Here is a 19,794-nt window from a genome sequence, read left to right as displayed (position 1 = left end):
CATACTCCTCCGGCAGAAGCAGAAAAAGCTTATTATGCTTCCATCGGAAACGATGATCTGGCAGCCTGAGTTCACAGATAAAACACTCTCCAGGAAACCCGGGGCGGTTCACCCGACTGATACGCAAAACGCAACAGCGAACAGAGCAGGGCGATATAGTTATCAACTGTGCGCACGGTTCTTCCTTTTTTGTTGGATCTTGGATTATCCAGGTAAAGCGTTTCTCCATGCAGCAGTTCATTCCGGTAGTTTAAGATATCGCTATAACGAATATGTGATATCGGGGTACTTTCACAAATTATTATTCTGAGTGTTTTTAATTGTGATTTCGTTTTCTTCATTGTGTTTGTTGTTAACTCTGTCTCTTTAATTTTTGTCCAGATATCACAAAGCTCTCCGAACGTTTTTATGACTCTCGTTGTCACCATTTTTGCCCCAGTGCTGGACTGGGGAAAACGTCTTAAATACTCAAATTCACCGGAGTTTATTTCATGAACTATCAGCGCTCTTAAATTTCCGGCCTTTTTAATATTACTGTTTGTAATCTCCCAGCCTTTTAATGTTTCCCGACATCGTTTTCCTCGAAACATGAACCAGATGCGAATGTATCTACCTCTAATCTCGACACCTGTTGGTAATTTAGACATATCATGAGTCTTTGATAAACTGATTTATCTTTGGATAGTTGTACCAGATAATCCCTCGTTTGCTGTCTGGCTTACCTAAAGGAGATACTCGTTTGAAGTGGAAGCCCTCCACCCAACAGTTCTGGCGGTATGCTTCAATTTGTCTGGCCCCCAGACCAGTGCGAAGCATCAGGCCGTATTCAACCATCCACTCTTCATTAAAGATTACTTGTGCCATCGCATCACCTCTGGCAGGCGCCAATGTTAGACTGAAATTGACGCCCGATGTTGATTATTAATAATCAGCTATGAAGTTTTAATTTGAATACAATGCAATTCACGAGGACTGAAGTTTCTCGCAATTAAAATTTATCAGTTTTACTTTCTGCTCTCTGGAAACGCCTGCTTCTTTTTTACCTGAGAGCATTTTTTCGCATTCTGATTTCGTTAGTTTAGATTTTGAATATCTTGTCCAGTTAGTAGGAGTGCCACCTTCCTTTTCAATAGTGGCGGTAATTTTATACATGAACACCTCCGTTATTATTTCCAGTGGTTCGTTTATTCCATCTTTCGAGTGCTTCTTTTTCACTTCCACCATAACCGGTTCGGGATTCGCATCCGTTACACTTCGCTCGGTAATATCCTGAAATGACTTTCACCGTTACTGATGGACAACCACAAAATGGACATGGTTTAACATTGTCATATCTCATAATTTTTCTCATAAAAAATATTTCAAGTTGGCGGTGCATTACACCGCCAGGCTGAATTATTCCTCTGAATTATCGATTACACTGTATTCCCCTGTTAATACAGAGGAATCTGCAGGATCGATTGTCAGTGGTTCCTTTTCATCCATTGATACTGCACGCTGGATCTCAATTGATACGGGCAGATATTTGAACAGGCGACGAATAGCCGTTTTCTTTGCCATTTCTTCCCAGTGAGTTACCCACGGCCCGTTATTACCAGCTTTACTCAGGCTGCGCACCAGCTCAATCTGTTTGCGCGTCATAACTTCAAACTGAGTACCTCCGTCTTTCAGTCTTGCGACAGCATAGACGTGGGTAACCGGGGCATCTTCGTTTTCTCCCGGGCGGTGTATTAACTTTTCATCAAGGCCAAATTCGAAGCTAAACTCGTCACCTTCACGGACAACACGGGCTGACAGGCTGGCGATTTGACCAGAACGGCGAGCCAGATCAATCATGCCGCGATAGCCAATGATTAGCTGAACGTTCTTTTTACCGCTCTTTTCGTTTTTATTACCAAAAGGCAGTAAATATGCATGACCGAGGGCGCTACCTGGCTCAAGTCCGAGCTGTGAACACTGTACGATCGCACTGACAAAACTCATAGTGTCACAGTTTCCTAACGCCGGAACTTTACGAATTTCTGTGGTGGCGAGACGGATCATACGTTCAGCCGTCATATGGCGTGGAAGAGCTGCTGCCAGTTGCTCTTTCATTGATGGCTGGTTAATAAAACTAATCACGTCGCTATTTTTAACTGCTGCTGGTGCACGGTTTCCCTGAGTTTTTTGCAGATCGGCTTTTGCGATTGGTGGTTGCTTAGTCATTTGCATATTCCTTAGCCCAGCGGGGCAGTGATAATGTCTTAATAGCTGGCCATTCATCGGTATTCAGGCAGTCAGACAGGGTTCGCAGATTGCGGTGATATTCCTGTTGACCTGCCAGTTTTGCTTCTTCGCCCATCATGAAAATTTCAACCGGATAACGTCCGCATTCAATAGTTGTGCTGGCAACCAGAAAAACGAAAGTTGGCTGCACTCCAAACTGTGCTTCATAACCGTCACTGTAGAATGCATCCTGAACGTGATAGCGGTAGTCGTAATAAGCGGTTTTGAATCGTTGAATATCCGCCGTAGTTTTCACGTCCATGATCCAGTGAAATTCAGGGATAATTTTGTCCGGACGGCACCGACACAAAATTCCTGTTTCAGGATCTTCCCAGTAAATTGATGATTCAGCGTGTCCGGCGCTTTCAACAAGCCATTGCCCCAGCGGCAAAGCCATAACGCTTTGATACATGAGTTCAATTTTCCGGCCTTCTTCCGCAGTGATAACTGTTTTTCCTGTGCTTGCGCATTCCATCAGAAACGCTTTCTCTTCTTCTTTTCCGGCGTTTGTACGGCGGTTAAATTCAGGTGCTACGATAAAGCGGTTACTGAATTCTTCCGGTTCAAGTACCCGGCAGTGGAAAGCGGTTCCTAAATCGAGCGTTTTTGTCTTTGTGGTGTCCACGGGGGCATTTTTACGCCACAAATATAGTGCCGGAGTATCAGCAATGTCATCGAGCTGAGACTTACTGACACCGGGACCCGCGTGGTAATTCTCATTCGAAATTCCGTAATAAATACCTGGCTCTATGTCTTCTACGATTACGGGATCTGCGACTTCGCCAGTTTCATCACTGCAATCGCGATGCGGATCGCTGCCAGCATTCTCATTGTGCGGATGTTCAGCGCCTTCCATTTCCTCCGGATCATTTTCCTTAGCTTCAACCTGACTCTCTTCATCGAATGTTTCCTGGTATGTTGCGTCGCCCATCACCGCACCACAGTCAGGGCAGTTATCCCAGCCAGTCTGGCCGCAGACATTGCAGGCTATTTCCGGTTCCTGTTGCACTACTGGCTCAGGTTGATTCATATCCGGGCTGGTTTTTTCCGTTTCTGGCTGGTTCTGGTACACACAATCGCGAGTCTGGATCCCCTTTACCCATTTCGGATCGTTCGGGTCGCTAATTCCGTCAACAAATTCACCACGTAATGCAGCAAGCAATTTATCGGCATCGACAGGATCTTTTGATGGAATGTTTTTCCGGGCTTCATGGAGTTCTGCCCGCAGTTCCTGATATTTCGCATCAACAGAATTTACCTGTGACTGAGCATCCAGCGGCTGCGTGTCCTGATGATGTTCAGTTGCGTCCGGTTCCATTGTTTCAGCCTCTCCCTGTTCAACTGCCGTTGTTCCAGATGGTTGCGGTTTTTCTTCATCATCCTGTTTTCCTTCTTCTGTTACTCGCTGCGGCATCGGGGCAGAGGAGCGACCGCAGGCAATATCCACGATTTCCGGATCAGGGTTGGCATGATCGGTTTCAGTCAGTACTTTGTTCAGATATTCAGTGACGTGCGCGGGGATGACCTCGATCCCAATTGGTGCTTCTTTTACGGACGCAACCACGATGGCGCGGGAATAATCCAGCCCGCCAGGCATGGTGATGAATTTGTCGCGGAAAACAGAAAAGGGCGGTTTATTTTCAGCGATAATTTCCTCAATGCGTTTAGCGTGTGCCGGATGAAGGTTATAGATGTCCAGATCCATTGAACGGGCCAGTACGCCAGTGGCTACGTCGCGCGCCAGTGACGTCAGATCGTGTACGAAACCTTCGCCGCGATCGGTGAGGTTTCCGCCGCCAGCATTAGCACCGGAAGCCGTGCGAGTGATGTGTGAAACACGATTACCCTTCATCCACTCTTTTGTCAGCAGTCCTCGATCGGTGTAGTCAGCGTTCAGGTATGCTTCGAAAAAAGCAGTTATCAGTCCCAGGTTTGAATTACCAGGATTAGGGAAAACTTTGTCAGTGTCACGAACCAGTTTGTGGAGTTCGCGAATTTCCAGCGGGTCGAGCAGGCTGGTTTTGTGGGAAACAGCCAGGGCAGTAACAGCCGGTAGTTCTTCAGCCCGAGCAATGTGTAATGCCTGGAGTCCGTCGCGTGAAACGTGCGTTACCGGTTTTTCGCTGCCGTGTTGAGCAAGCCAACGAATGGGCAGTTCCTGGCCAGAAATTGGGAGTAGCATATTCTCCTCAATCTCAGTCATGTCTTCGCCGTTGACGTTGGTATTGCCTTGATAGTGAGCGTTGTCTGGTGCTGCTCCCGGTTTTAGTTCCCATGTCATGGAGTCTTTGCTGAGTTGATAGCGTTCACTCCAGGTGAAATCGATCTCACCTTCAGCGGGCAGGTCATTAACGACAGGAAAATTCGTGGCAACAGCTTTAAAATAGCTGCTCAGTTTTTTACCTGACTTAACGATCAGGTAGTCCAGAGTGGCACAGGTCGATTCAAAATCGTTGCTTGCCCACAGGACGACGTCAGGTTCACCGGATGATTTTTTCGCTTTCCGTAACAGGAAGAGTGGTTTTGTGCTCATTGTTTTTTAACCTCAACTCAGATTAAAATTCGTTTTGTTCAGTGAATGATCTTGCCGGATACACACTGTTCATAGCCTGCGCCATACGCAGGCTATTTCTTTCAGATTTCACCTTTTAATTTCATTGCAATTAGAGTTGCCAGAAATTCGGCTTTTTTTTTCTGCGGGCAGATTCTTTCCGATATGCACCAGGCACATTTTTTTGACACCTTCATCAAGTGTTTTTACGTTGCCTGATGGACCATCGATATCAACCATAGTGAATGGGGTTTCTTTATTTTCTGTTTTAATTACGTAGCCAATGCGCTTTCCTTCCAGATTCACCTCGTGAACAATGTCATCGGTAGTTACAACAGTGGCTTCATAATTGGTAATCATGTTTTTCTCCTTAATTAAGGTTGAGCGAATACCTGCCATTTCTGGCATAAATTCAGTTTCGAATAGTCAATTAATTAAAGTTCATGTGCCATCTGGTCTTTTTCGGCACAAGCTTCACTGCAATATTTTCTCGGTTCGTCTTTTGATAAAATCCCGTGCATGAAGTGAAGCATTCTTTCAATAGCTTTGCTTTCTTCAACGTCTTTTTTGCAAAGGTGGTAAGCACATTTTATTTTCTTAGTCATCACCATGACTCCGCCTTTACAGGTAAACCATCACGACCGAGGAAGACTTTAATCATGCGGTCAGTAATGCATGTTTTTGTGGCCAGGTTACGAATATATAGTTTTCGCTTTTTAATATTGTTTGCCGAGGCAATATATGTCCGGCCTTCATGAAGAACATAATCGCCAGGAGTCACACACTGACGTGGTATTTCATCAGTTCCGAAGTGATGTGCAATCATAATTATCTCCATTTTTACAAATGAACTTTGTTGATGCGGTGCCTGGTGACTCCAGGTGACTGCAACCAGTTAACAATTACAGTCGGCTTTCCCACCCAAACCAATAAGGACTAACATGACTTTTAACTGTGCCACGTGCGCTTAGCCGCATTCACCGCATCACAAAATTCACTTTAAAAAGGGCGGACATCAGCCGAACTTCAAGAAAAAAACTGATGCCGCCAGGACTACACACAGCAATGTCGTTATTTACAACCGGAGGCGCACTCCCACCATTTAAATTTAACAGACAAGACCGACTCTTTATGGATATCGGAAATGCGCCTTCGTGTTGTGCCCGGTTTTATTTCACCACCTCCGGGCTTCGGTGGTCTCGGCTATACCCCTACAGCGAGAGCTTGTGTTAACATTTCAATACCCTTACAGTTGAGAGTTATTGATATGTTGGATGTATTTACTCCATTGTTGAAACTTTTTGCTAACGAGCCACTCGAAAGACTTATGTATACGATTATCATTTTGGGTCTCACTCTCTGGCTGATACCGAAAGAGTTTACTGTCGCATTCAATGCTTATACTGAAATACCTTGGCTCTTTCAGATTATCGTTTTTGCCTTTTCTTTCGTGGTCGCCATTTCCTTCTCAAGATTGCGAGCACATATTCAAAAGCATTATTCATTACTACCAGAGCAACGAGTATTGCTTCGTTTATCTGAGAAAGAAATCGCTGTATTTAAAGATTTCCTTAAAACAGGAAATCTTATTATCACTTCTCCTTGCCGTAACCCGGTTATGAAAAAATTAGAACGGAAGGGCATCATTCAACATCAGAGTGATAGCGCAAACTGTTCTTATTATCTCGTCACCGAAAAATACTCCCATTTTATGAAGTTATTCTGGAACAGCAGGAGTAGACGTTTTAATCGTTAGCTTACTGTGTGCTTCTCCAACCATCGGCGCGCACCAGTTTCGGTTTTAAATGTTTTGCTTTTGGTATACGTCATGGCAGTGAACGTTCCATCCTGGTTGGGGAACACGCCGCACACCAGGGATTCGTTGTTGCCGAGGTCGATTTTTTGCATTTTGCGAATCTCACATCTTGTTGCTACGTATAGCGACTTCTGCCTGCCAGAGATCCCAGTCGTTGCTGCGTAAAGCCTGCACAGCCTGGTTGTAAGTGATACCGCAACAATCCATCAAATACTGAACTACTTCGTAATGCACCATCTTATCTCTCCCCTTAACGCCGGGTGGCGGAACTGAAACCTGCTGCACTGCAAAATCTGAACCCTGCCGTCATGTTCATACGCCTCGGGCTGGCTACTTAACCCCTTACCACTGCCTGGTAACTCGAAGTATTGCCCGGCGTTCTGTGGGGCGGGGTGGGTGGTATGCTGGAACTATAGGTAATGCCTAATTGATTGTCAATAGGCTATGCCTAATGTTTTGGGAGTAACCTAATAGGTGATGGCGACAGCAGAAAGTGATGGGGGGGGTTAAATAACGGAATCCAGGAGTTTTCCGTCAGACCATATAAGTTTAAGTTCCAGTTTTTGTGATGTTCTGGCTTTTCCGTTCAGATTCTAGAGCTTTCAGATACTTACCCACTTTCATTTCCATCGCTGCTATGTAGGCGCGAACATCGTGGTCAACCCAATCTGGTTCTGTAGCATTTCCAGATAACAGGAAAGCTACAATCGCTCTTATTTCATCAGAGGCTGCTTGATAAAGGTTGTTTATATCTAAAAGTTCACTTTTTGTATCTGAATTGGTGGGGGTTGGTATGGGGTATTCGTTAAGCCCCCAATGCTCTGGACCAACAACATCAGAAAAGAAACGCCATAATTCTGGAAGTTTATCTTTACTTATAGAGCCTTTCTTAATCCAGTCATAAATTGATGGTGGTTGGACTTTGAAGTGGCGTGCGACCTCCGCCTTTGATTTGACGGATCCCGATGCGATTTTTTTGTTAATGGCCTGCTCTATCGCTCGGCCTAAGTCTTTACCACTAAGCATTGCTTAATATTCTCCTATGCGCATTACATTAGGCAATCCCTACCCTTATCGCATTAGGCATAGCCTATTGACATTTGTGTTAGGCGTAGCCTAATATTTCTGTGTGTTTTTGGAGTTCATTCGATGAAAAAAGAGAACTATTCATTCAAGCAAGCTTGTGCTGTTGTCGGTGGGCAATCAGCAATGGCTAGGCTTTTAGGTGTATCACCTCCAAGCGTAAATCAATGGATCAAAGGGGTACGTCAATTGCCTGCCGAGAGATGTCCAGCAATTGAACGTGCAACAAGAGGTGAGGTTCTGTGCGAAGAACTTCGTCCTGATATTGACTGGTCATATTTACGACGTTCGGCATGTTGTTCGCAGAATATGTCAGTGAAGCAACTAAATGACAGTAACAAATCCTCATTTGATCATACCTGAAACATCAAGAGGCAAATGATTCATGAAAATCAAGCATGAGCACATCGAATCAGTGTTGTTTGCCCTGGCAGCCGAAAAAGGGCAGGCATGGGTAGCCAATGCAATTACTGAAGAATATCTGCGCCAGGGGGGCGGCGAATTGCCCCTGGTTCCAGGCAAGGACTGGAACAATCAGCAGAATATCTATCACCGTTGGTTGAAAGGTGAAACGAAAACGCAAAGAGAAAAAATTCAGAAGCTGATCCCAGCAATTCTGGCAATCCTTCCGCGCGAGCTGCGTCACCGACTCTGCATCTTCGATACCCTGGAGCGCCGTGCATTACTGGCGGCGCAGGAAGCGTTAAGTACGGCAATTGATGCGCATGATGATGCAGTCCAAGCCGTTTACCGGAAAGCGCATTTCAGCGGCGGCGGGTCTTCCGACGATTCTGTCATTGTTCATTAAGCAAAAGTTTTCATGCTGTTTGTGCTTATTCTAAGCAACCGGGCAGCATCATACGGGGCAATTATGGCCGCATTACCATACATGCAACTGTACATAGCTGATTATCTGGCTGACACCATGCATTTGTCAGCAGAGGAGCACGGTGCGTATTTGTTGCTGATGTTCAATTACTGGCAAACAGGAAAGCCAATACCCAAAAACAGGCTGGCAAAAATTGCCCGTCTGACTAACGAGCGATGGGCTGATGTTGAACCATCCTTGCGGGAGTTTTTTTGCGATAACGGCGAGGAATGGGTGCATCTTCGGATTGAGGAAGATCTGGCATCAGTCAGGGAAAAATTAACCAAAAAATCAGCCGCAGGAAAAGCATCTGTTCAGGCCAGAAGAAGCAGAAAGGAAGCAGATGTTCAAACAAAACAAGAGAGAAATTTAACAGGTGTTCAAACAGATGTTGAAGTGGTGTTTGAACATGATGCCAACACAAAGGCAACTAATAAAGATACAGATAAAGATCTAAAAACAGATCCCCCCCTAAATCCCCCCCGGGGGAATCGAGGTGTCAAAAAGTTTGACCCTCTGGATATTGCTTTGCCGAACTGGATTTCTGTCTCGCTCTGGCGTGAGTGGGTTGAATTTCGCCAGGCATTGCGTAAACCGATTCGAACGGAGCAGGGCGCTAACGGGGCGATACGGGAGCTGGAAAAATTCCGCCAGCAGGGTTTTTCACCTGAGCAGGTGATTCGACACAGCATCACCAATGAATACCAGGGCTTGTTCGCGCCAAAAGGTGTTCGACCTGAGACGTTACTCCGACAGGTTAACACCGTCTCGTTACCGGATAGTGCGATCCCGCCAGGCTTCAGGGGGTAACTGACCATGAAAAATATTGCGGCAGGCGGCGTTCTTGAACGTATCCGCAGACTGGCCCCGCCACATGTAACCGCCCCATTCAAAACGGTAGCGGAGTGGCGCGAGTGGCAACTTTCCGAAGGCCAGAAACGTTGTGAGGAGATCAACCGTCAGAATCGTCAGTTGCGGGTGGAAAAAATTCTGAATCGCTCTGGCATCCAGCCATTGCACCGCAAATGCTCGTTTGCGAATTACCAGGTGCAGAACGACGGTCAGCGATACGCGTTGAACCAGGCGAAATCTATCGCTGATGAACTGGTTACCGGATGCACAAATTTCGCGTTTAGCGGAAAACCTGGTACCGGGAAGAACCACTTAGCGGCAGCGATCGGGAATCGCCTGCTGAAAGACGGTCAGACAGTGATTGTGGTTACCGTGGCTGATGTTATGAGTGCCCTGCACGCCAGCTATGACGATGGGCAGTCAGGCGAAAAATTTTTGCGGGAACTGTGCGAAGTGGATCTGCTGGTTCTTGATGAAATTGGCATTCAGCGCGAGACGAAAAACGAGCAGGTGGTACTGCACCAGATTGTTGATCGCCGGACAGCGTCGATGCGCAGCGTGGGGATGCTGACAAACCTGAACTATGAGGCCATGAAAACATTGCTCGGCGAGCGGATTATGGATCGCATGACCATGAACGGCGGGCGATGGGTGAATTTTAACTGGGAGAGCTGGCGTCCGAATGTCGTCCAGCCAGGAATTGCGAAGTGATTTTTACCGGGAGGAAATTTTAATGGAAACCGTTTTTGATGCACTGAAAGCAATGGGAAAAGCCACGTCGGTAGAACTGGCTGCGCGACTTGATATCAGTCGTGAAGAAGTGCTGAACGAGCTGTGGGAACTGAAAAAGGCTGGATTCGTTGATAAAAGCGTATACACCTGGCGTGTGGCCGATAACAACGTTCAGCAGGAACATCCAGTGCCGGAAGAACAGCCGGAAGAAATCGCCACGGCAACAGTAGCGAAAATCTCAGAGTGCGATTTAACCGCGACGATTGAACAACGCGGACCACAAACGGCGGATGAACTGGCTACGCTGTTCGGTACCACATCCCGCAAAGTTGCTTCAACGCTGGCAATGGCAATCAGCAAAGGACGCCTGATTCGCGTAAATCAAAACGGTAAATTTCGTTACTGCATGCCGGGCGGTAATTTACCAGCAGAGCCGAAAGCTGCATCGGTAGCGGAAACTGATGGTAAAGCCTTTCCTCAGCCTGCATGTGTTGTTTTACCAGTACAGGAGGCTGCAATACAGGAAGAAATTAAAACAGAAACTGTGGCGGACATTGTGCAGCCGCTGCCATCGTTCACTGAAACGCGAGCAGATGACCTGGTTTTACCATCGCTGCATATGGCAAACCGCGAACTGCGTCGGGCGAAAAGTCATGTCCAGAAGTGGGAGCGAGTCTGCGCCGCGCTGCGTGAGCTGAACAAGCACCATGATATTGTCCGTCAGATTGTCGATTCCTCCAGTCGTATTGTGTCGGAAAAGTGATTCTAGGGGAGGGCTTATGGCAAAAGTATTAACACAGGAAGAGCGAGAAAAAATTAAAGGGCAGATTGTTGATCTCGTACGCCAGAGTGAGCGAGAGACGTTACGACAACTGGAAGCTAAAACAGGGGCAACCAGATATCTGATAAGTATTCTCGCCAAAGAGCTGGTTTCGAGTGGTGACGTATACAACTCTGGCTACGGGTTATTCCCGTCTGAGCAGGCACGTAAAGACTAGCAAAACGCCAGCAAAAAACTCTCGAGGGCAAAGTCGAAGGAACCGGTTATGGTTGCTCCTGACCTTATCTGCTCGTTATCTGACGGAGAAATACGTCGTTACGACAGGCGTCATAATATAATTTGTAGTGAGTGCCGTAAAAGAGAAGTTATGAAGCGCATATTGTCGTTTTATCAGGGAGATGTTCGGTATTTATTGTAGTGACGAGATTAAAGACCATTAATTCATATGTGAATTGACATTTTCATGGCACAGGGTAGAGCTAGCATGGTTGTCAGTTTTGTGCCGACAACGGTCATTGCTTTCCTGATAGAAATGGCGATGATAACATGCTGTTAATTACATCGCCAATACAAAAAAGTAATATAACTAAAATCAAAGACTCATGTTAATAGTCATAACCTCCGAATCGTAATCTACTGATTTGATTACTGGGAAGCTATGTTCCTGCTCCATGGGCGCAAGCAGAGCACCTGGTTTAAATACAAGATATTTTTTAGAGATTTTATAAGACTCACTATTTATATGCGGAAATTTTATTTCATTATACTCGTAACGCTTAGTGTTGGCATGCAGTTGTGGTGGATTTGCTATATATTTTTTAAAGTTGCCTTTTAATTCATCAATATTGTTATATAGCCTGTACCAGGCAATAGGGTTAAATCCATTTTGTGAAATTACGGTTAGCAAATTTATCTCGTTTGAGGCAAAGTAGGCTAGAAGTATTTTCTCATCAATCACTGGTATTGAATTAAAGGAATATCCAACAAATATCTGGCTGCTGTTAATTATAAATCCTGCAAAATTATAATTCTTATTTTTGTCATAATTCCAACCTAACCTTTCAAAAATAAACTCTATATTATTTTTTATAAATTCTGTTTTCCTTACAACCTGTTCTCCTGCATGCTGAAGTATTTCAGATGTCCGGTACTTAGATATTTCTGAATCAGTCGTAACTATAGACTTTGCTTCACCAATCAAAATCATATCATCTATCCTTGATAATAAATCAATTTCTTCCTCAATGGAGTTTATCTTGATTCTTTTAGATACCGCTTTGTCATAGTCAGTTATAAAAGTATTGGTTCCGAGAACACGGTTTATTTTATCTACAACTTTTGTTTCGTAAGTCGTTCCTTTTCCAGCGAGATTAATATTAAAATGACATGCCCAACGTTCAATAAGCCTAAACATCACCGGCGCGTTTAATGCACTAGTCAATAATGCATACTTATTTTTCTTTAATTTTATCAAAGGTTGACACCAGATATCTCCAGTTGGAGAGGAGTTGAATGTCAAAAAATCAAGAATTTTAGTAACTTTAACCACGCTCATTTCTGTTGCTTCGCACAAGGCGCGTTCTAATGAACTTGTTTGAACGGTTGGGCAAAACTCCCTTAATTTATTAACATTAAATACACTATCATCTTCTGGATATTTTTCAGTCTCAATATTTGCGATGAGCATCAATACTCTCATTACATTCAATACTTCTAACAAGCAAAAACCTTTACCAAAATCGTAACGTAACCATTCTTTGGGAAAATAGTCTTCAAGATGTTTTTCTTCCACTCTCCATTGTGCATTTATTGTTATTAATTCTTTCTTTGCATTTCTAATAGATGCAACCTTTGCCACTCTTTTTTTATTCTCACGAGTAATAAAAATATATTTATCGCTATCAAAATACTGAGCTATATCAGGTTGGGATGCGATGAGTGTCCGTTGGACAGAAAGTCTTTCTTTTCGTTGACTGCTGTTATTAAATGCAATTTCAAACGGTGTGTTTGGTTGCTCTATTTTGAATGTTTTATGTTCAGACTCAACTTCGATTAAATTATAATCACTCCATAAAACGCATTGCCAAAGATGGATGTAAGTATTATATAACTGAGATAACCAACTTTCTTGTTGGATGAAAGACAATTCATCGATTGGATTAGTGGAAATTATTATTTGACTATTTTTTTCTATACCTCTTAGGCATTCTCTTATGGCAAACTGGAAGCCATCGACAGCTCCATGAACGATCTCTCCTAAGCTTTGTTTATTCCCTAGTTTATTTGCTTCAAGCAATATGCCATTAACATTTGTAGTTGTTGTCTTTTTTGCAAGTTTAAGAGCAACGGCTGATGTTCTATTGGAGCTTGCAATATAAGAGATCATTAGTTTTTCATAGTTTGTTTTAGGTGCCCGTCTATACAAATCTGCTAACGCCTCTCTAATATCCTTCAGCACACTATAGATGATTATACCCATTGTATAGACTTTTTTATCTCTCGCAGAAGAATTTAATTCAACCTTAGTCCACCCCTCATTCCATTTCTCAAGATTAAAATCAGCACGTGTTGGTGATTTGATTTTACCCTTAATAATTTTGCTAATAAATTGATCACTCATAACAATTAATTTCCTTGATTAATTAAATCCATATATGCAAGCCAGTACATCTGGTTCATTCTTTATTCGTCCTAATGCTTGTCTTAAGGGGAATATTATAACGTTGTAGATGAAGAAACTACTAGCGTAATCTATGAAATTTAGACCGCAACTTCGAACTTCCGCTCCTCACACACAGCGGACCTTGTGACCTTGATTTCTGCACGCTCCTTGCTACGAGCGGAAGTTGGTGCAGCGACTTGTCTTAGCCAGAGGAGGCAGGGTCAACAACACGACATTGCTAGTTGAGATATGTATCTAATAATGAGGGACAGGTCACATTTACCTATAATCCAAAACATTATTATGGCTAGGGAAATGTGTACCATACAAAAGATTCATCTACTGCATAGCCTAATTACTACAAACAAATTGTTCGTCTTTGCTTCGAACATTATGCCCAAAAGGAGAACCTAGATGGTTCCAATCCAAGAAGTTGATTTCCACACAGATAAAAAAGTTATCTATAAGCTACATATTATTTCTCCAACAGGGGCTGCCCCCTTTTTTACAGAGGTGTTTGTTTACGACTCTGAATTTAATCCACCTTTTGCATCAATGGTTACTTTTCAGCAGCAGTTTCAGGATTCCAAAGCTGCGTTTACTCATGTGCTTTATTGGGTGGAAAACTACAGTAAAAAGCAAGGTTATACTGTCAACCGAATCAACAACCCATGTAACTGTGAATTCCTATCACAAGCGGACCAACAACAATCAGTCCAAAGTGCAGGGCTCAATATTCAAGTTAAAGTAAATGAGGTATAAAAATGCCAATCACGGCGACAGTTTGTCCGTTACAGCTTCGCCTCCACTATAAACCTGCACGTCTTAGCGACGTTAGGTGAGTCAGAGTAAATATCTATGTTCAGCGAATTAGTAAAGGAATTTCATAAAAAAGGAATTCCTACAGATAAACCAGATTTTTATGATCATCCAAACTTTATTAAGGAAGAGCAACGAGATCCAAGCTACTTGATTAAGTTTGCAAAATTTGTTGCAGAAAAGCCATACTCTAATGATTATATAGAAAAGGCAGAGAGTATAATTTTTGATGTGGCAAAGATATTAAGCAAGCAGCTTTTAGATAATGGTCGTCAAGGTGCTTGTGTGGATATATCAGGAATTCTTGCTCGCATACTGGAACTTAAAGGTATTTGGTGTGCTTGCATTAAAGGCTCTTGCACAATTGATTTCCCCCAAAAGTCTAATGAAAAAACAACATACTTCTGGTCATCAGATCACGGTGAATTTACTGCTGGACATGCTTGGGTATTTGCTCCACCATTCTCTATAGTGGATATCAGCTTGAAGCAACAATTATACACAGGTACTAAAAAAAATTATATCCCTGAAATTATCATGGTAAAAGATGCTGTCAAAACAACATCAACTATAGAGGACATTATCAGCCCTGAAATCAGGATGCTAATGAACGCTCAAGGAATTTCAAAGCATCTTATGCTTAAATATGGCGCATCCGAAATGAATATCATCCAAGAAATATTCCCTGCCCAATTGATAGAATTTAATGAAACAAAATTCAAGTTTTCGCCTGTTGCTGTTCATGCGGTTACAGAGTCATTGTCGGGTATGAAAAATATGAAGTTTAATGGACTATATCCTTACGATATGTACAGGAAAACCATAAAAGATAAAGTGCCAAATATTGTCTCACTATTAAATCCGGGTGACGCCTACGGTGCAACCTGATTCAGGTGTTAACGTCAGTTCCTCGCTCAAAGCGGACTGGAAGGTTAGCTTGCGTCGGACTTGGCGTATTTAAAGAAGTGCTGGTGGTGACTGGTTGCTGTGTCCCATTTCCACAGAAAAAATCTGAGAAGTTATACCCATTCGTTGTATTGAATCACTGACGAGACAGCATCATATTTATCAGGGCTGGTGTAGGTCCAATACAGGAGGTTGTGGTGCTGGTTCTCAAATGCGCGCTGGCTATTGCGGCTGTAATGGCAATTTATTGTCTTGCTATTGCTCTTATGGATCACCTTTCTGATTGATTACATACTGGCTAGAAAAAAGGTGTTACCTTGGCTTATCTTTGTCCGGCAAGGTGCGCTCATTAATCTTAAGTAAATTTATTGCTCAAGTATTCAGATTACTTCTTATGGTTGAAGTCTCCTGTCAATGTAGAACCAATATATTTACAAAAATGAGACCCGTCGGGGATAGCCCTGCCGGGTCTGACTGTTAAAGCATTTTTAATATGATCATCTATTTTTTGGTGCTATAGACTTTTTCGCCCGAGAAGTCTGGAGCGACCCAAAAGTTAATATTAAACTGAGCATCATCGCTTAGTTCAACACGGTGCCAGTATTGTGGTGGGCTTGTTGCAAAAGCGCCAGCATTAATGACTACTTTTATCTCCGGTTCAGTAGCATTCTCATCAGTAAAACCATAATATGTTACAGTGCCTTCCATTACGCACAACTGCCCAAAAACACCTGCTGCTGTATTATGATGTGTTAATAACGCTGAAGGTACGTTCTCTTTTGTGAAGAACGGAGTTGAGCGTTTGATTACCCAATCTTTAGGAATTCTCTTGTGTGTCATAACCACCTCCTCCAAAACATGCATTATAAATCCATCTTTTGGAGGGTTATGTCAAGTTGTTATGAAACACATAATTGATATGTTGATTAGAGGAGAAGATAGAATAAATATGGTTGTTTTTCGTATAACTATTTGTTTTACTTTTAGTTTATGCATTCTGTGTGTTAGGAATAAGTTATTAAAGTTTAATCAAAAAATCTCGATGTAGTCCACATAGATTACTGTTACTGAACCTTATTGTGTGTATTAGTTGTGTTCTGGAATTTCAGCTTAATTATTTATGATGTATTTTTTAACGATAAATATTCTCCCAGGATACCTTTACTGTGTATATAAATAAATTATATACGCATAAATAATGTAAAGGCGTCCTTTTAGATATATCTTATCAAATGTTAATGACTTGAGTGGGAAATATGATTCCAACAACTTATCATGTGGCTACTTTATAAAAATAATGCCCATATAAAACAACAAGCGAAAAGGATTACGGATAAAAAAGGAGCGAGATGTGCGAACTTGTTATTTCCCATGTTTAACCACCTTAAATAATTGATGATGACGGGATGATTGCATCTGTAATGCTTTTATTGAAATGTTATGATAAAAAAGAACTTTTGCATAACATTAAAATGTAATTTATCTAATCGTTTTTAATAATAAGTGTCGTATTTCTATCCTTGTACCAGCTATTTGATATGTAGTGTTTGTTCATGCTATGTGGGGCTTTACACCATAGCCAGTTTATTTATACTTTATTCGTCAGCCTGAACAACTGGCATCTGCTGCGCTGCGCCATCGAGAGATTGAGAAATGGCGCATATACAACTGGTCAAACAAACCTCTTCTGGACTACTTCTCCCGGCGACGCCGGAGAGTTGCGATTTTTTGCATCAAATCAAAATAGGCGAGTGGATACACGCAGACTTTAAGCGTGTGCGTAACTACGCATTCCACAAGCGTTTTTTCAAACTCCTGCAACTGGGATTCGATTACTGGACTCCGGTCGGTGGGGCGATCACGCCTCGCGAACGAAAGCTGGTTTCAGGATTCGTTGATTACCTATGTGAATCAGTAGGCCGGGAACATACGCCAGCTCTGAGCGAAGCCGCAGAGCAATATCTGAATACAGTTGCGACACGCAGAACCCGGGATACGGCATTGCTAAAGTCGTTTGAGGCTTTCCGCGAGTGGGTAACCATTCAGGCCGGATTTTACACCGAGCATCTTTATCCTGATGGTAGCCATGGGCGTCGGGCGAAATCCATCGCTTTTGCGAATATGGACGAAACCGAGTTTCAGCAGGTTTATAAATCTGTTCTGAATGTGCTGTGGAACTGGATTCTGTTCCGTAAATTTTCCTCTCCGGAACAAGTCGAAAATGTGACCGCGCAGCTGCTGGAGTTTGCGTAATGGTGGATTTACGTAAAGCGGCGCGGGGGCAGATGTGCACCGTCAGAATTCCTGGCTACTGCAATCACGATCCGGAAACGTCTGTGCTGGCGCATTACCGACTGGCGGGAACGTGCGGAACAGCGACAAAACCACACGATATGCAGGCGGCGATTGCCTGTAGCTCATGCCACGATCTAATCGACGGGCGGGTAAAAACCAGCGATTACACCAAAGAAGAATTACGCCTGATGCATGCAGAAGGTGTTTTTCGCACACAAGAAATCTGGAGAAAGGAGGGATATTTGTGATTTACCCAACGAATACAGGAAAAAGCGGAGAACACCTTCGTCTCGCCACGCTGGAAAGTGTCTGGATTCAGGGCAAACTGCGTATGTGGGGGCGCTGGTCGTATATTGGCGGTGGCAGGTCAGGAAATATGTTCAATCAGTTGTTGGCATCCAAAAAATTGACGAAAACAGCCATCAATGAAGCCCTGCGCAGAATGAAAAAAGCGGGAATAGAGAAAGCTGAGCTGGAAGCGTTTTTGCGAGAGATGATCAACGGCAAGCAAAAGAGCTGGCTGGCGCATTGTACTGATGCAGAGGCGTTATGTATTGATCGAGTCATAAGTGAGGTGCTGGCAGAGCATCCAGGATTGATTTGCATTCTCCGGCAACGCTATGAAGGGCGGGGGATGACTAAGCGTAAAATGGCTGAATTGCTAAATGATGCACACCCAGAGTGGTGTTTTAGCACATGCGAAAAACGGATTGCTAATTGGTTAGCTGTTGCTGAGTATGCCCTATATATTCCCATGCGTGAATCATTTGCTGAGAAAATGGCTTGATTTCTTACGTATAAACTGCTTCAATTTTGCTATGCTTCGCAAAGCTGTATCGCGAGGCGGATTGCAGACATGGACATCGTAAAAAAACCGCTTAATGCGGTTTTTTTACGTCAGGAAAGCAGGGGAGAATGCTGCTAGTTGGGCAACTGGTCTTTCTGCTTGCTTAAGTGGAGAATTCGCATATTGGCGTGTAACTTGCGCAGAATACACATCTTTTACACGACTTGTTAGTTTATCCTGCGGCTTGTTATGATTATTTTAGCATATTATCAGTTTTCACGGCCTGAATCTTGGTTAAGGCTCTTTATCCTGTTGTAATGACAGAAATAAATGGTGGATGGAATTCAGGACGGTTTGTTTTAATAAAAAATGTAACTCAGGAAATAAGTTAACCTAACTGGAACCACTTTCGGATTATTACGATTGAAGTGCCTTTTCTTCCTTTTTAGTATCGGTGCCAGTTCCGGGGAGAGCGGCTTTTATTGTTTGATTAGAGCTGACACGAAGAACTAATGTAGATCTGGTTTAGTCGGTATGGCTCATGATTTGAAATCTAATCAGTAGTTTATTTGTTCGAGCGCGATAGTTGGTACCATATGCGGGTATCGTATAATGGCTATTACCTCAGCCTTCCAGGCTGATGACGTGGATGAGGCTCTGGTTTTGCAGCACTGGCGTTTTTTCGTGGGGAAAGGTCTCCTGAGCTCCTTTATCGCTACCCCAAATTATAACAGAGACCAGTTATAGTTTCGGTGCTGTGTTTTTTTTACAATATTGTGATAACACATTGCTGGCGGGAGTTTTGATATTCCTTGGCAGGGGATGATGATGCGTTATCCTGATGTCGTCAACTCATATAAAATGAGATGAGAGATCATCGCCGGGTGGTTTGTAATTCGCTGTTTAGCGGGACAATATGTTGTCTGATACAAGACACCCGACGCCTCAGATTACTATAATAAAGACGAAGCATCCTTTGTATTGACCAACCGCCTGTTTAGGCGGTTCTTTTTGGGCTGGTTTATTGTATGCCAAATGATTATTAAAAAGGTTGTGTTAATAACAAAATCCGAAATAATATGCCTGCATATTTTTATCTTGCTTATATTCTGCATATTGTGCATAGCAGGCTCATCCCTGCAATCAAAACTGTATGATGAGTATTTTTTGTTTTCCTTTTTTCCAGTCATCTGATGATGACCTGCTTCTTTTTAATCCGGATCGACATCAGTTTTTTAAGATAATTCCTGCGAGTTATATGCACAAATGCCACAAACTCCGCATTTTATGTGGTTGGGAGTTGCCGGGCGCGCAGTGAGTTTGCTAAGAAAACTCCTGCATGGTGAATCCCCCTGTGCGGTGGGGTGATACCATTAA

Annotated in this window: 23 protein-coding genes and 3 pseudogenes; 12 read left to right on the top strand and 14 right to left on the bottom strand. The window is 43.2% G+C overall.

The genetic code is table 11. From position 1 onward, the window contains the following. Positions 1–110 precede the first annotated feature (110 nt). The 9 genes and pseudogenes from ACJHWT_RS20625 to kilR form a co-directional block, all read right to left on the bottom strand. A pseudogene (locus tag ACJHWT_RS20625) lies at positions 111–647 on the bottom strand (Arm DNA-binding domain-containing protein); the annotation flags it as partial. Position 648: 1 nt separating this feature from the next. After that, complete coding sequence (gene xisR, locus ACJHWT_RS20620) at positions 649–864, bottom strand: excisionase XisR (protein ID WP_000079604.1); 216 nt, start codon at positions 862–864, stop codon at positions 649–651. Between the two features lie 99 nt (positions 865–963). Then, complete coding sequence (locus ACJHWT_RS20615; protein ID WP_001302840.1) at positions 964–1,152, bottom strand: DUF1187 family protein; 189 nt, start codon at positions 1,150–1,152, stop codon at positions 964–966. Continuing rightward, positions 1,145–1,339: a type I toxin-antitoxin system endodeoxyribonuclease toxin RalR gene (ralR, locus tag ACJHWT_RS20610; RefSeq protein ID WP_042038331.1), complete on the bottom strand. Its 195-nt coding sequence runs from the start codon at positions 1,337–1,339 to the stop codon at positions 1,145–1,147. The genes ACJHWT_RS20615 and ralR overlap by 8 nt, the downstream gene beginning before the upstream one ends. 56 nt (positions 1,340–1,395) lie before the next feature. Then, positions 1,396–2,205, bottom strand: coding sequence for a recombination protein RecT (gene recT, locus ACJHWT_RS20605; protein WP_065203371.1), 810 nt, complete (start codon positions 2,203–2,205; stop codon positions 1,396–1,398). Then, positions 2,198–4,798, bottom strand: a complete 2,601-nt coding sequence (recE, locus tag ACJHWT_RS20600) for an exodeoxyribonuclease VIII (RefSeq protein WP_065203372.1) — start codon at positions 4,796–4,798, stop codon at positions 2,198–2,200. Before recE ends, recT begins: the two co-directional genes overlap by 8 nt. A 101-nt stretch (positions 4,799–4,899) precedes the next feature. Continuing rightward, a pseudogene (locus tag ACJHWT_RS20595) lies at positions 4,900–5,176 on the bottom strand (hypothetical protein). Between the two features lie 74 nt (positions 5,177–5,250). Beyond that, on the bottom strand, positions 5,251–5,421 hold the full coding sequence (locus ACJHWT_RS20590) for a YdaE family protein (protein ID WP_001352098.1): 171 nt from the start codon (positions 5,419–5,421) through the stop codon (positions 5,251–5,253). Next, positions 5,421–5,642: a killing protein KilR gene (gene kilR / locus ACJHWT_RS20585; protein WP_000560217.1), complete on the bottom strand. Its 222-nt coding sequence runs from the start codon at positions 5,640–5,642 to the stop codon at positions 5,421–5,423. The genes ACJHWT_RS20590 and kilR overlap by 1 nt, the downstream gene beginning before the upstream one ends. Before the next feature lie 441 nt (positions 5,643–6,083). Here kilR and ACJHWT_RS20580 point away from each other — a divergent pair, with 441 nt between their 5' ends. Further along, positions 6,084–6,572, top strand: a complete 489-nt coding sequence (locus ACJHWT_RS20580; RefSeq protein ID WP_065203375.1) for a superinfection exclusion B family protein — start codon at positions 6,084–6,086, stop codon at positions 6,570–6,572. Here ACJHWT_RS20580 and ACJHWT_RS20575 read toward each other — a convergent pair. From ACJHWT_RS20575 to racR, 3 genes are all read right to left on the bottom strand, one after another. Then, complete coding sequence (locus ACJHWT_RS20575) at positions 6,569–6,724, bottom strand: YdaF family protein (RefSeq protein WP_001169151.1); 156 nt, start codon at positions 6,722–6,724, stop codon at positions 6,569–6,571. The two genes, ACJHWT_RS20580 and ACJHWT_RS20575, sit on opposite strands and share 4 nt — an antisense overlap. A 10-nt stretch (positions 6,725–6,734) precedes the next feature. Further along, positions 6,735–6,869: a phage protein gene (locus tag ACJHWT_RS20570; protein WP_000233809.1), complete on the bottom strand. Its 135-nt coding sequence runs from the start codon at positions 6,867–6,869 to the stop codon at positions 6,735–6,737. Between the two features lie 312 nt (positions 6,870–7,181). Beyond that, positions 7,182–7,658 (bottom strand): DNA-binding transcriptional repressor RacR, encoded by a 477-nt coding sequence (gene racR / locus ACJHWT_RS20565; RefSeq protein WP_000948459.1) that lies wholly within the window; start codon positions 7,656–7,658, stop codon positions 7,182–7,184. Between the two features lie 123 nt (positions 7,659–7,781). Between racR and ydaS the strand changes: the two genes are divergently transcribed. The 6 genes and pseudogenes from ydaS (at position 7,782) to ACJHWT_RS20535 (ending at position 11,366) form a co-directional block, all read left to right on the top strand. Next, the gene (gene ydaS, locus ACJHWT_RS20560; protein WP_000712069.1) at positions 7,782–8,078 is read left to right on the top strand and encodes a toxin YdaS; all 297 of its coding nucleotides are present in this window, start codon (positions 7,782–7,784) and stop codon (positions 8,076–8,078) included. A 22-nt stretch (positions 8,079–8,100) separates the two neighbouring features. Continuing rightward, positions 8,101–8,523: a toxin YdaT family protein gene (locus ACJHWT_RS20555; RefSeq protein ID WP_000693797.1), complete on the top strand. Its 423-nt coding sequence runs from the start codon at positions 8,101–8,103 to the stop codon at positions 8,521–8,523. Between the two features lie 12 nt (positions 8,524–8,535). Then, complete coding sequence (locus tag ACJHWT_RS20550) at positions 8,536–9,393, top strand: YdaU family protein (RefSeq protein WP_087900199.1); 858 nt, start codon at positions 8,536–8,538, stop codon at positions 9,391–9,393. 6 nt (positions 9,394–9,399) lie between these two features. Next, positions 9,400–10,146 carry an ATP-binding protein gene (locus tag ACJHWT_RS20545; protein ID WP_040088918.1) on the top strand — a complete coding sequence of 249 codons (747 nt, stop codon included), beginning with the start codon at positions 9,400–9,402 and terminating at the stop codon, positions 10,144–10,146. Between the two features lie 22 nt (positions 10,147–10,168). After that, positions 10,169–10,930, top strand: coding sequence for a DUF1627 domain-containing protein (locus ACJHWT_RS20540; protein ID WP_065203499.1), 762 nt, complete (start codon positions 10,169–10,171; stop codon positions 10,928–10,930). 16 nt (positions 10,931–10,946) lie between these two features. Beyond that, a pseudogene (locus ACJHWT_RS20535) lies at positions 10,947–11,366 on the top strand (DUF977 family protein). A gap of 174 nt (positions 11,367–11,540) precedes the next feature. On the opposite strand, the gene ACJHWT_RS20530 reads toward ACJHWT_RS20535, so the two are convergent. Then, positions 11,541–13,568 (bottom strand): hypothetical protein, encoded by a 2,028-nt coding sequence (locus ACJHWT_RS20530; protein ID WP_065203500.1) that lies wholly within the window; start codon positions 13,566–13,568, stop codon positions 11,541–11,543. A 456-nt stretch (positions 13,569–14,024) separates the two neighbouring features. Between ACJHWT_RS20530 and ACJHWT_RS20525 the strand changes: the two genes are divergently transcribed. Both ACJHWT_RS20525 and ACJHWT_RS20520 read left to right on the top strand, forming a co-directional pair. Next, positions 14,025–14,372: a hypothetical protein gene (locus ACJHWT_RS20525; RefSeq protein WP_065203501.1), complete on the top strand. Its 348-nt coding sequence runs from the start codon at positions 14,025–14,027 to the stop codon at positions 14,370–14,372. A gap of 96 nt (positions 14,373–14,468) precedes the next feature. Next, positions 14,469–15,317: a hypothetical protein gene (locus ACJHWT_RS20520; RefSeq protein ID WP_065203502.1), complete on the top strand. Its 849-nt coding sequence runs from the start codon at positions 14,469–14,471 to the stop codon at positions 15,315–15,317. Between the two features lie 519 nt (positions 15,318–15,836). Here the strand turns inward: ACJHWT_RS20520 and ACJHWT_RS20515 are convergent. Further along, positions 15,837–16,175: a DUF1971 domain-containing protein gene (locus ACJHWT_RS20515; protein WP_000149055.1), complete on the bottom strand. Its 339-nt coding sequence runs from the start codon at positions 16,173–16,175 to the stop codon at positions 15,837–15,839. Positions 16,176–16,988: 813 nt separating this feature from the next. On the opposite strand from ACJHWT_RS20515, the gene ACJHWT_RS20510 reads away from it, so the two are divergent. The 3 genes from ACJHWT_RS20510 to ACJHWT_RS20500 are packed head-to-tail and all read left to right on the top strand — an operon-like array spanning position 16,989 to position 18,417. Then, on the top strand, positions 16,989–17,588 hold the full coding sequence (locus ACJHWT_RS20510) for a DUF1367 family protein (protein ID WP_000940344.1): 600 nt from the start codon (positions 16,989–16,991) through the stop codon (positions 17,586–17,588). Next, complete coding sequence (locus ACJHWT_RS20505) at positions 17,588–17,878, top strand: DUF1364 domain-containing protein (RefSeq protein WP_000228032.1); 291 nt, start codon at positions 17,588–17,590, stop codon at positions 17,876–17,878. Before ACJHWT_RS20510 ends, ACJHWT_RS20505 begins: the two co-directional genes overlap by 1 nt. Next, complete coding sequence (locus ACJHWT_RS20500) at positions 17,875–18,417, top strand: DUF1133 family protein (RefSeq protein WP_053000474.1); 543 nt, start codon at positions 17,875–17,877, stop codon at positions 18,415–18,417. The genes ACJHWT_RS20505 and ACJHWT_RS20500 overlap by 4 nt, the downstream gene beginning before the upstream one ends. Positions 18,418–19,794: the final 1,377 nt, after the last annotated feature.

This window comes from Escherichia sp. WS338 (genome assembly GCF_046486405.1).
Taxonomy (GTDB): Bacteria; Pseudomonadota; Gammaproteobacteria; order Enterobacterales; family Enterobacteriaceae; genus Escherichia; species Escherichia coli.
The sequence above is the reverse complement of the archived record's forward strand: the minus strand, read 5'-3'. Positions and strand labels throughout refer to the sequence as shown.

Excerpts from the sequence above, each read along its gene's own strand:
- ACJHWT_RS20615 (WP_001302840.1), bottom strand. The coding sequence starts at position 1,152 with ATGTATAAAATTACCGCCACTATTGAAAAGGAAGGTGGCACTCCTACT.
- ydaS (WP_000712069.1), top strand. The coding sequence starts at position 7,782 with ATGAAAAAAGAGAACTATTCATTCAAGCAAGCTTGTGCTGTTGTCGGT.
- xisR (WP_000079604.1), bottom strand. The coding sequence starts at position 864 with ATGGCACAAGTAATCTTTAATGAAGAGTGGATGGTTGAATACGGCCTG.
- ACJHWT_RS20590 (WP_001352098.1), bottom strand. The coding sequence starts at position 5,421 with ATGACTAAGAAAATAAAATGTGCTTACCACCTTTGCAAAAAAGACGTT.
- ACJHWT_RS20545 (WP_040088918.1), top strand. The coding sequence starts at position 9,400 with ATGAAAAATATTGCGGCAGGCGGCGTTCTTGAACGTATCCGCAGACTG.
- ACJHWT_RS20555 (WP_000693797.1), top strand. The coding sequence starts at position 8,101 with ATGAAAATCAAGCATGAGCACATCGAATCAGTGTTGTTTGCCCTGGCA.
- ACJHWT_RS20550 (WP_087900199.1), top strand. The coding sequence starts at position 8,536 with ATGCTGTTTGTGCTTATTCTAAGCAACCGGGCAGCATCATACGGGGCA.
- ralR (WP_042038331.1), bottom strand. The coding sequence starts at position 1,339 with ATGAGATATGACAATGTTAAACCATGTCCATTTTGTGGTTGTCCATCA.
- ACJHWT_RS20575 (WP_001169151.1), bottom strand. The coding sequence starts at position 6,724 with ATGCAAAAAATCGACCTCGGCAACAACGAATCCCTGGTGTGCGGCGTG.
- ACJHWT_RS20570 (WP_000233809.1), bottom strand. The coding sequence starts at position 6,869 with ATGGTGCATTACGAAGTAGTTCAGTATTTGATGGATTGTTGCGGTATC.
- ACJHWT_RS20580 (WP_065203375.1), top strand. The coding sequence starts at position 6,084 with ATGTTGGATGTATTTACTCCATTGTTGAAACTTTTTGCTAACGAGCCA.
- ACJHWT_RS20540 (WP_065203499.1), top strand. The coding sequence starts at position 10,169 with ATGGAAACCGTTTTTGATGCACTGAAAGCAATGGGAAAAGCCACGTCG.
- ACJHWT_RS20530 (WP_065203500.1), bottom strand. The coding sequence starts at position 13,568 with ATGAGTGATCAATTTATTAGCAAAATTATTAAGGGTAAAATCAAATCA.
- ACJHWT_RS20525 (WP_065203501.1), top strand. The coding sequence starts at position 14,025 with ATGGTTCCAATCCAAGAAGTTGATTTCCACACAGATAAAAAAGTTATC.
- kilR (WP_000560217.1), bottom strand. The coding sequence starts at position 5,642 with ATGATTGCACATCACTTCGGAACTGATGAAATACCACGTCAGTGTGTG.
- ACJHWT_RS20510 (WP_000940344.1), top strand. The coding sequence starts at position 16,989 with ATGGCGCATATACAACTGGTCAAACAAACCTCTTCTGGACTACTTCTC.
- ACJHWT_RS20520 (WP_065203502.1), top strand. The coding sequence starts at position 14,469 with ATGTTCAGCGAATTAGTAAAGGAATTTCATAAAAAAGGAATTCCTACA.
- ACJHWT_RS20505 (WP_000228032.1), top strand. The coding sequence starts at position 17,588 with ATGGTGGATTTACGTAAAGCGGCGCGGGGGCAGATGTGCACCGTCAGA.
- recE (WP_065203372.1), bottom strand. The coding sequence starts at position 4,798 with ATGAGCACAAAACCACTCTTCCTGTTACGGAAAGCGAAAAAATCATCC.
- racR (WP_000948459.1), bottom strand. The coding sequence starts at position 7,658 with ATGCTTAGTGGTAAAGACTTAGGCCGAGCGATAGAGCAGGCCATTAAC.
- ACJHWT_RS20515 (WP_000149055.1), bottom strand. The coding sequence starts at position 16,175 with ATGACACACAAGAGAATTCCTAAAGATTGGGTAATCAAACGCTCAACT.
- recT (WP_065203371.1), bottom strand. The coding sequence starts at position 2,205 with ATGACTAAGCAACCACCAATCGCAAAAGCCGATCTGCAAAAAACTCAG.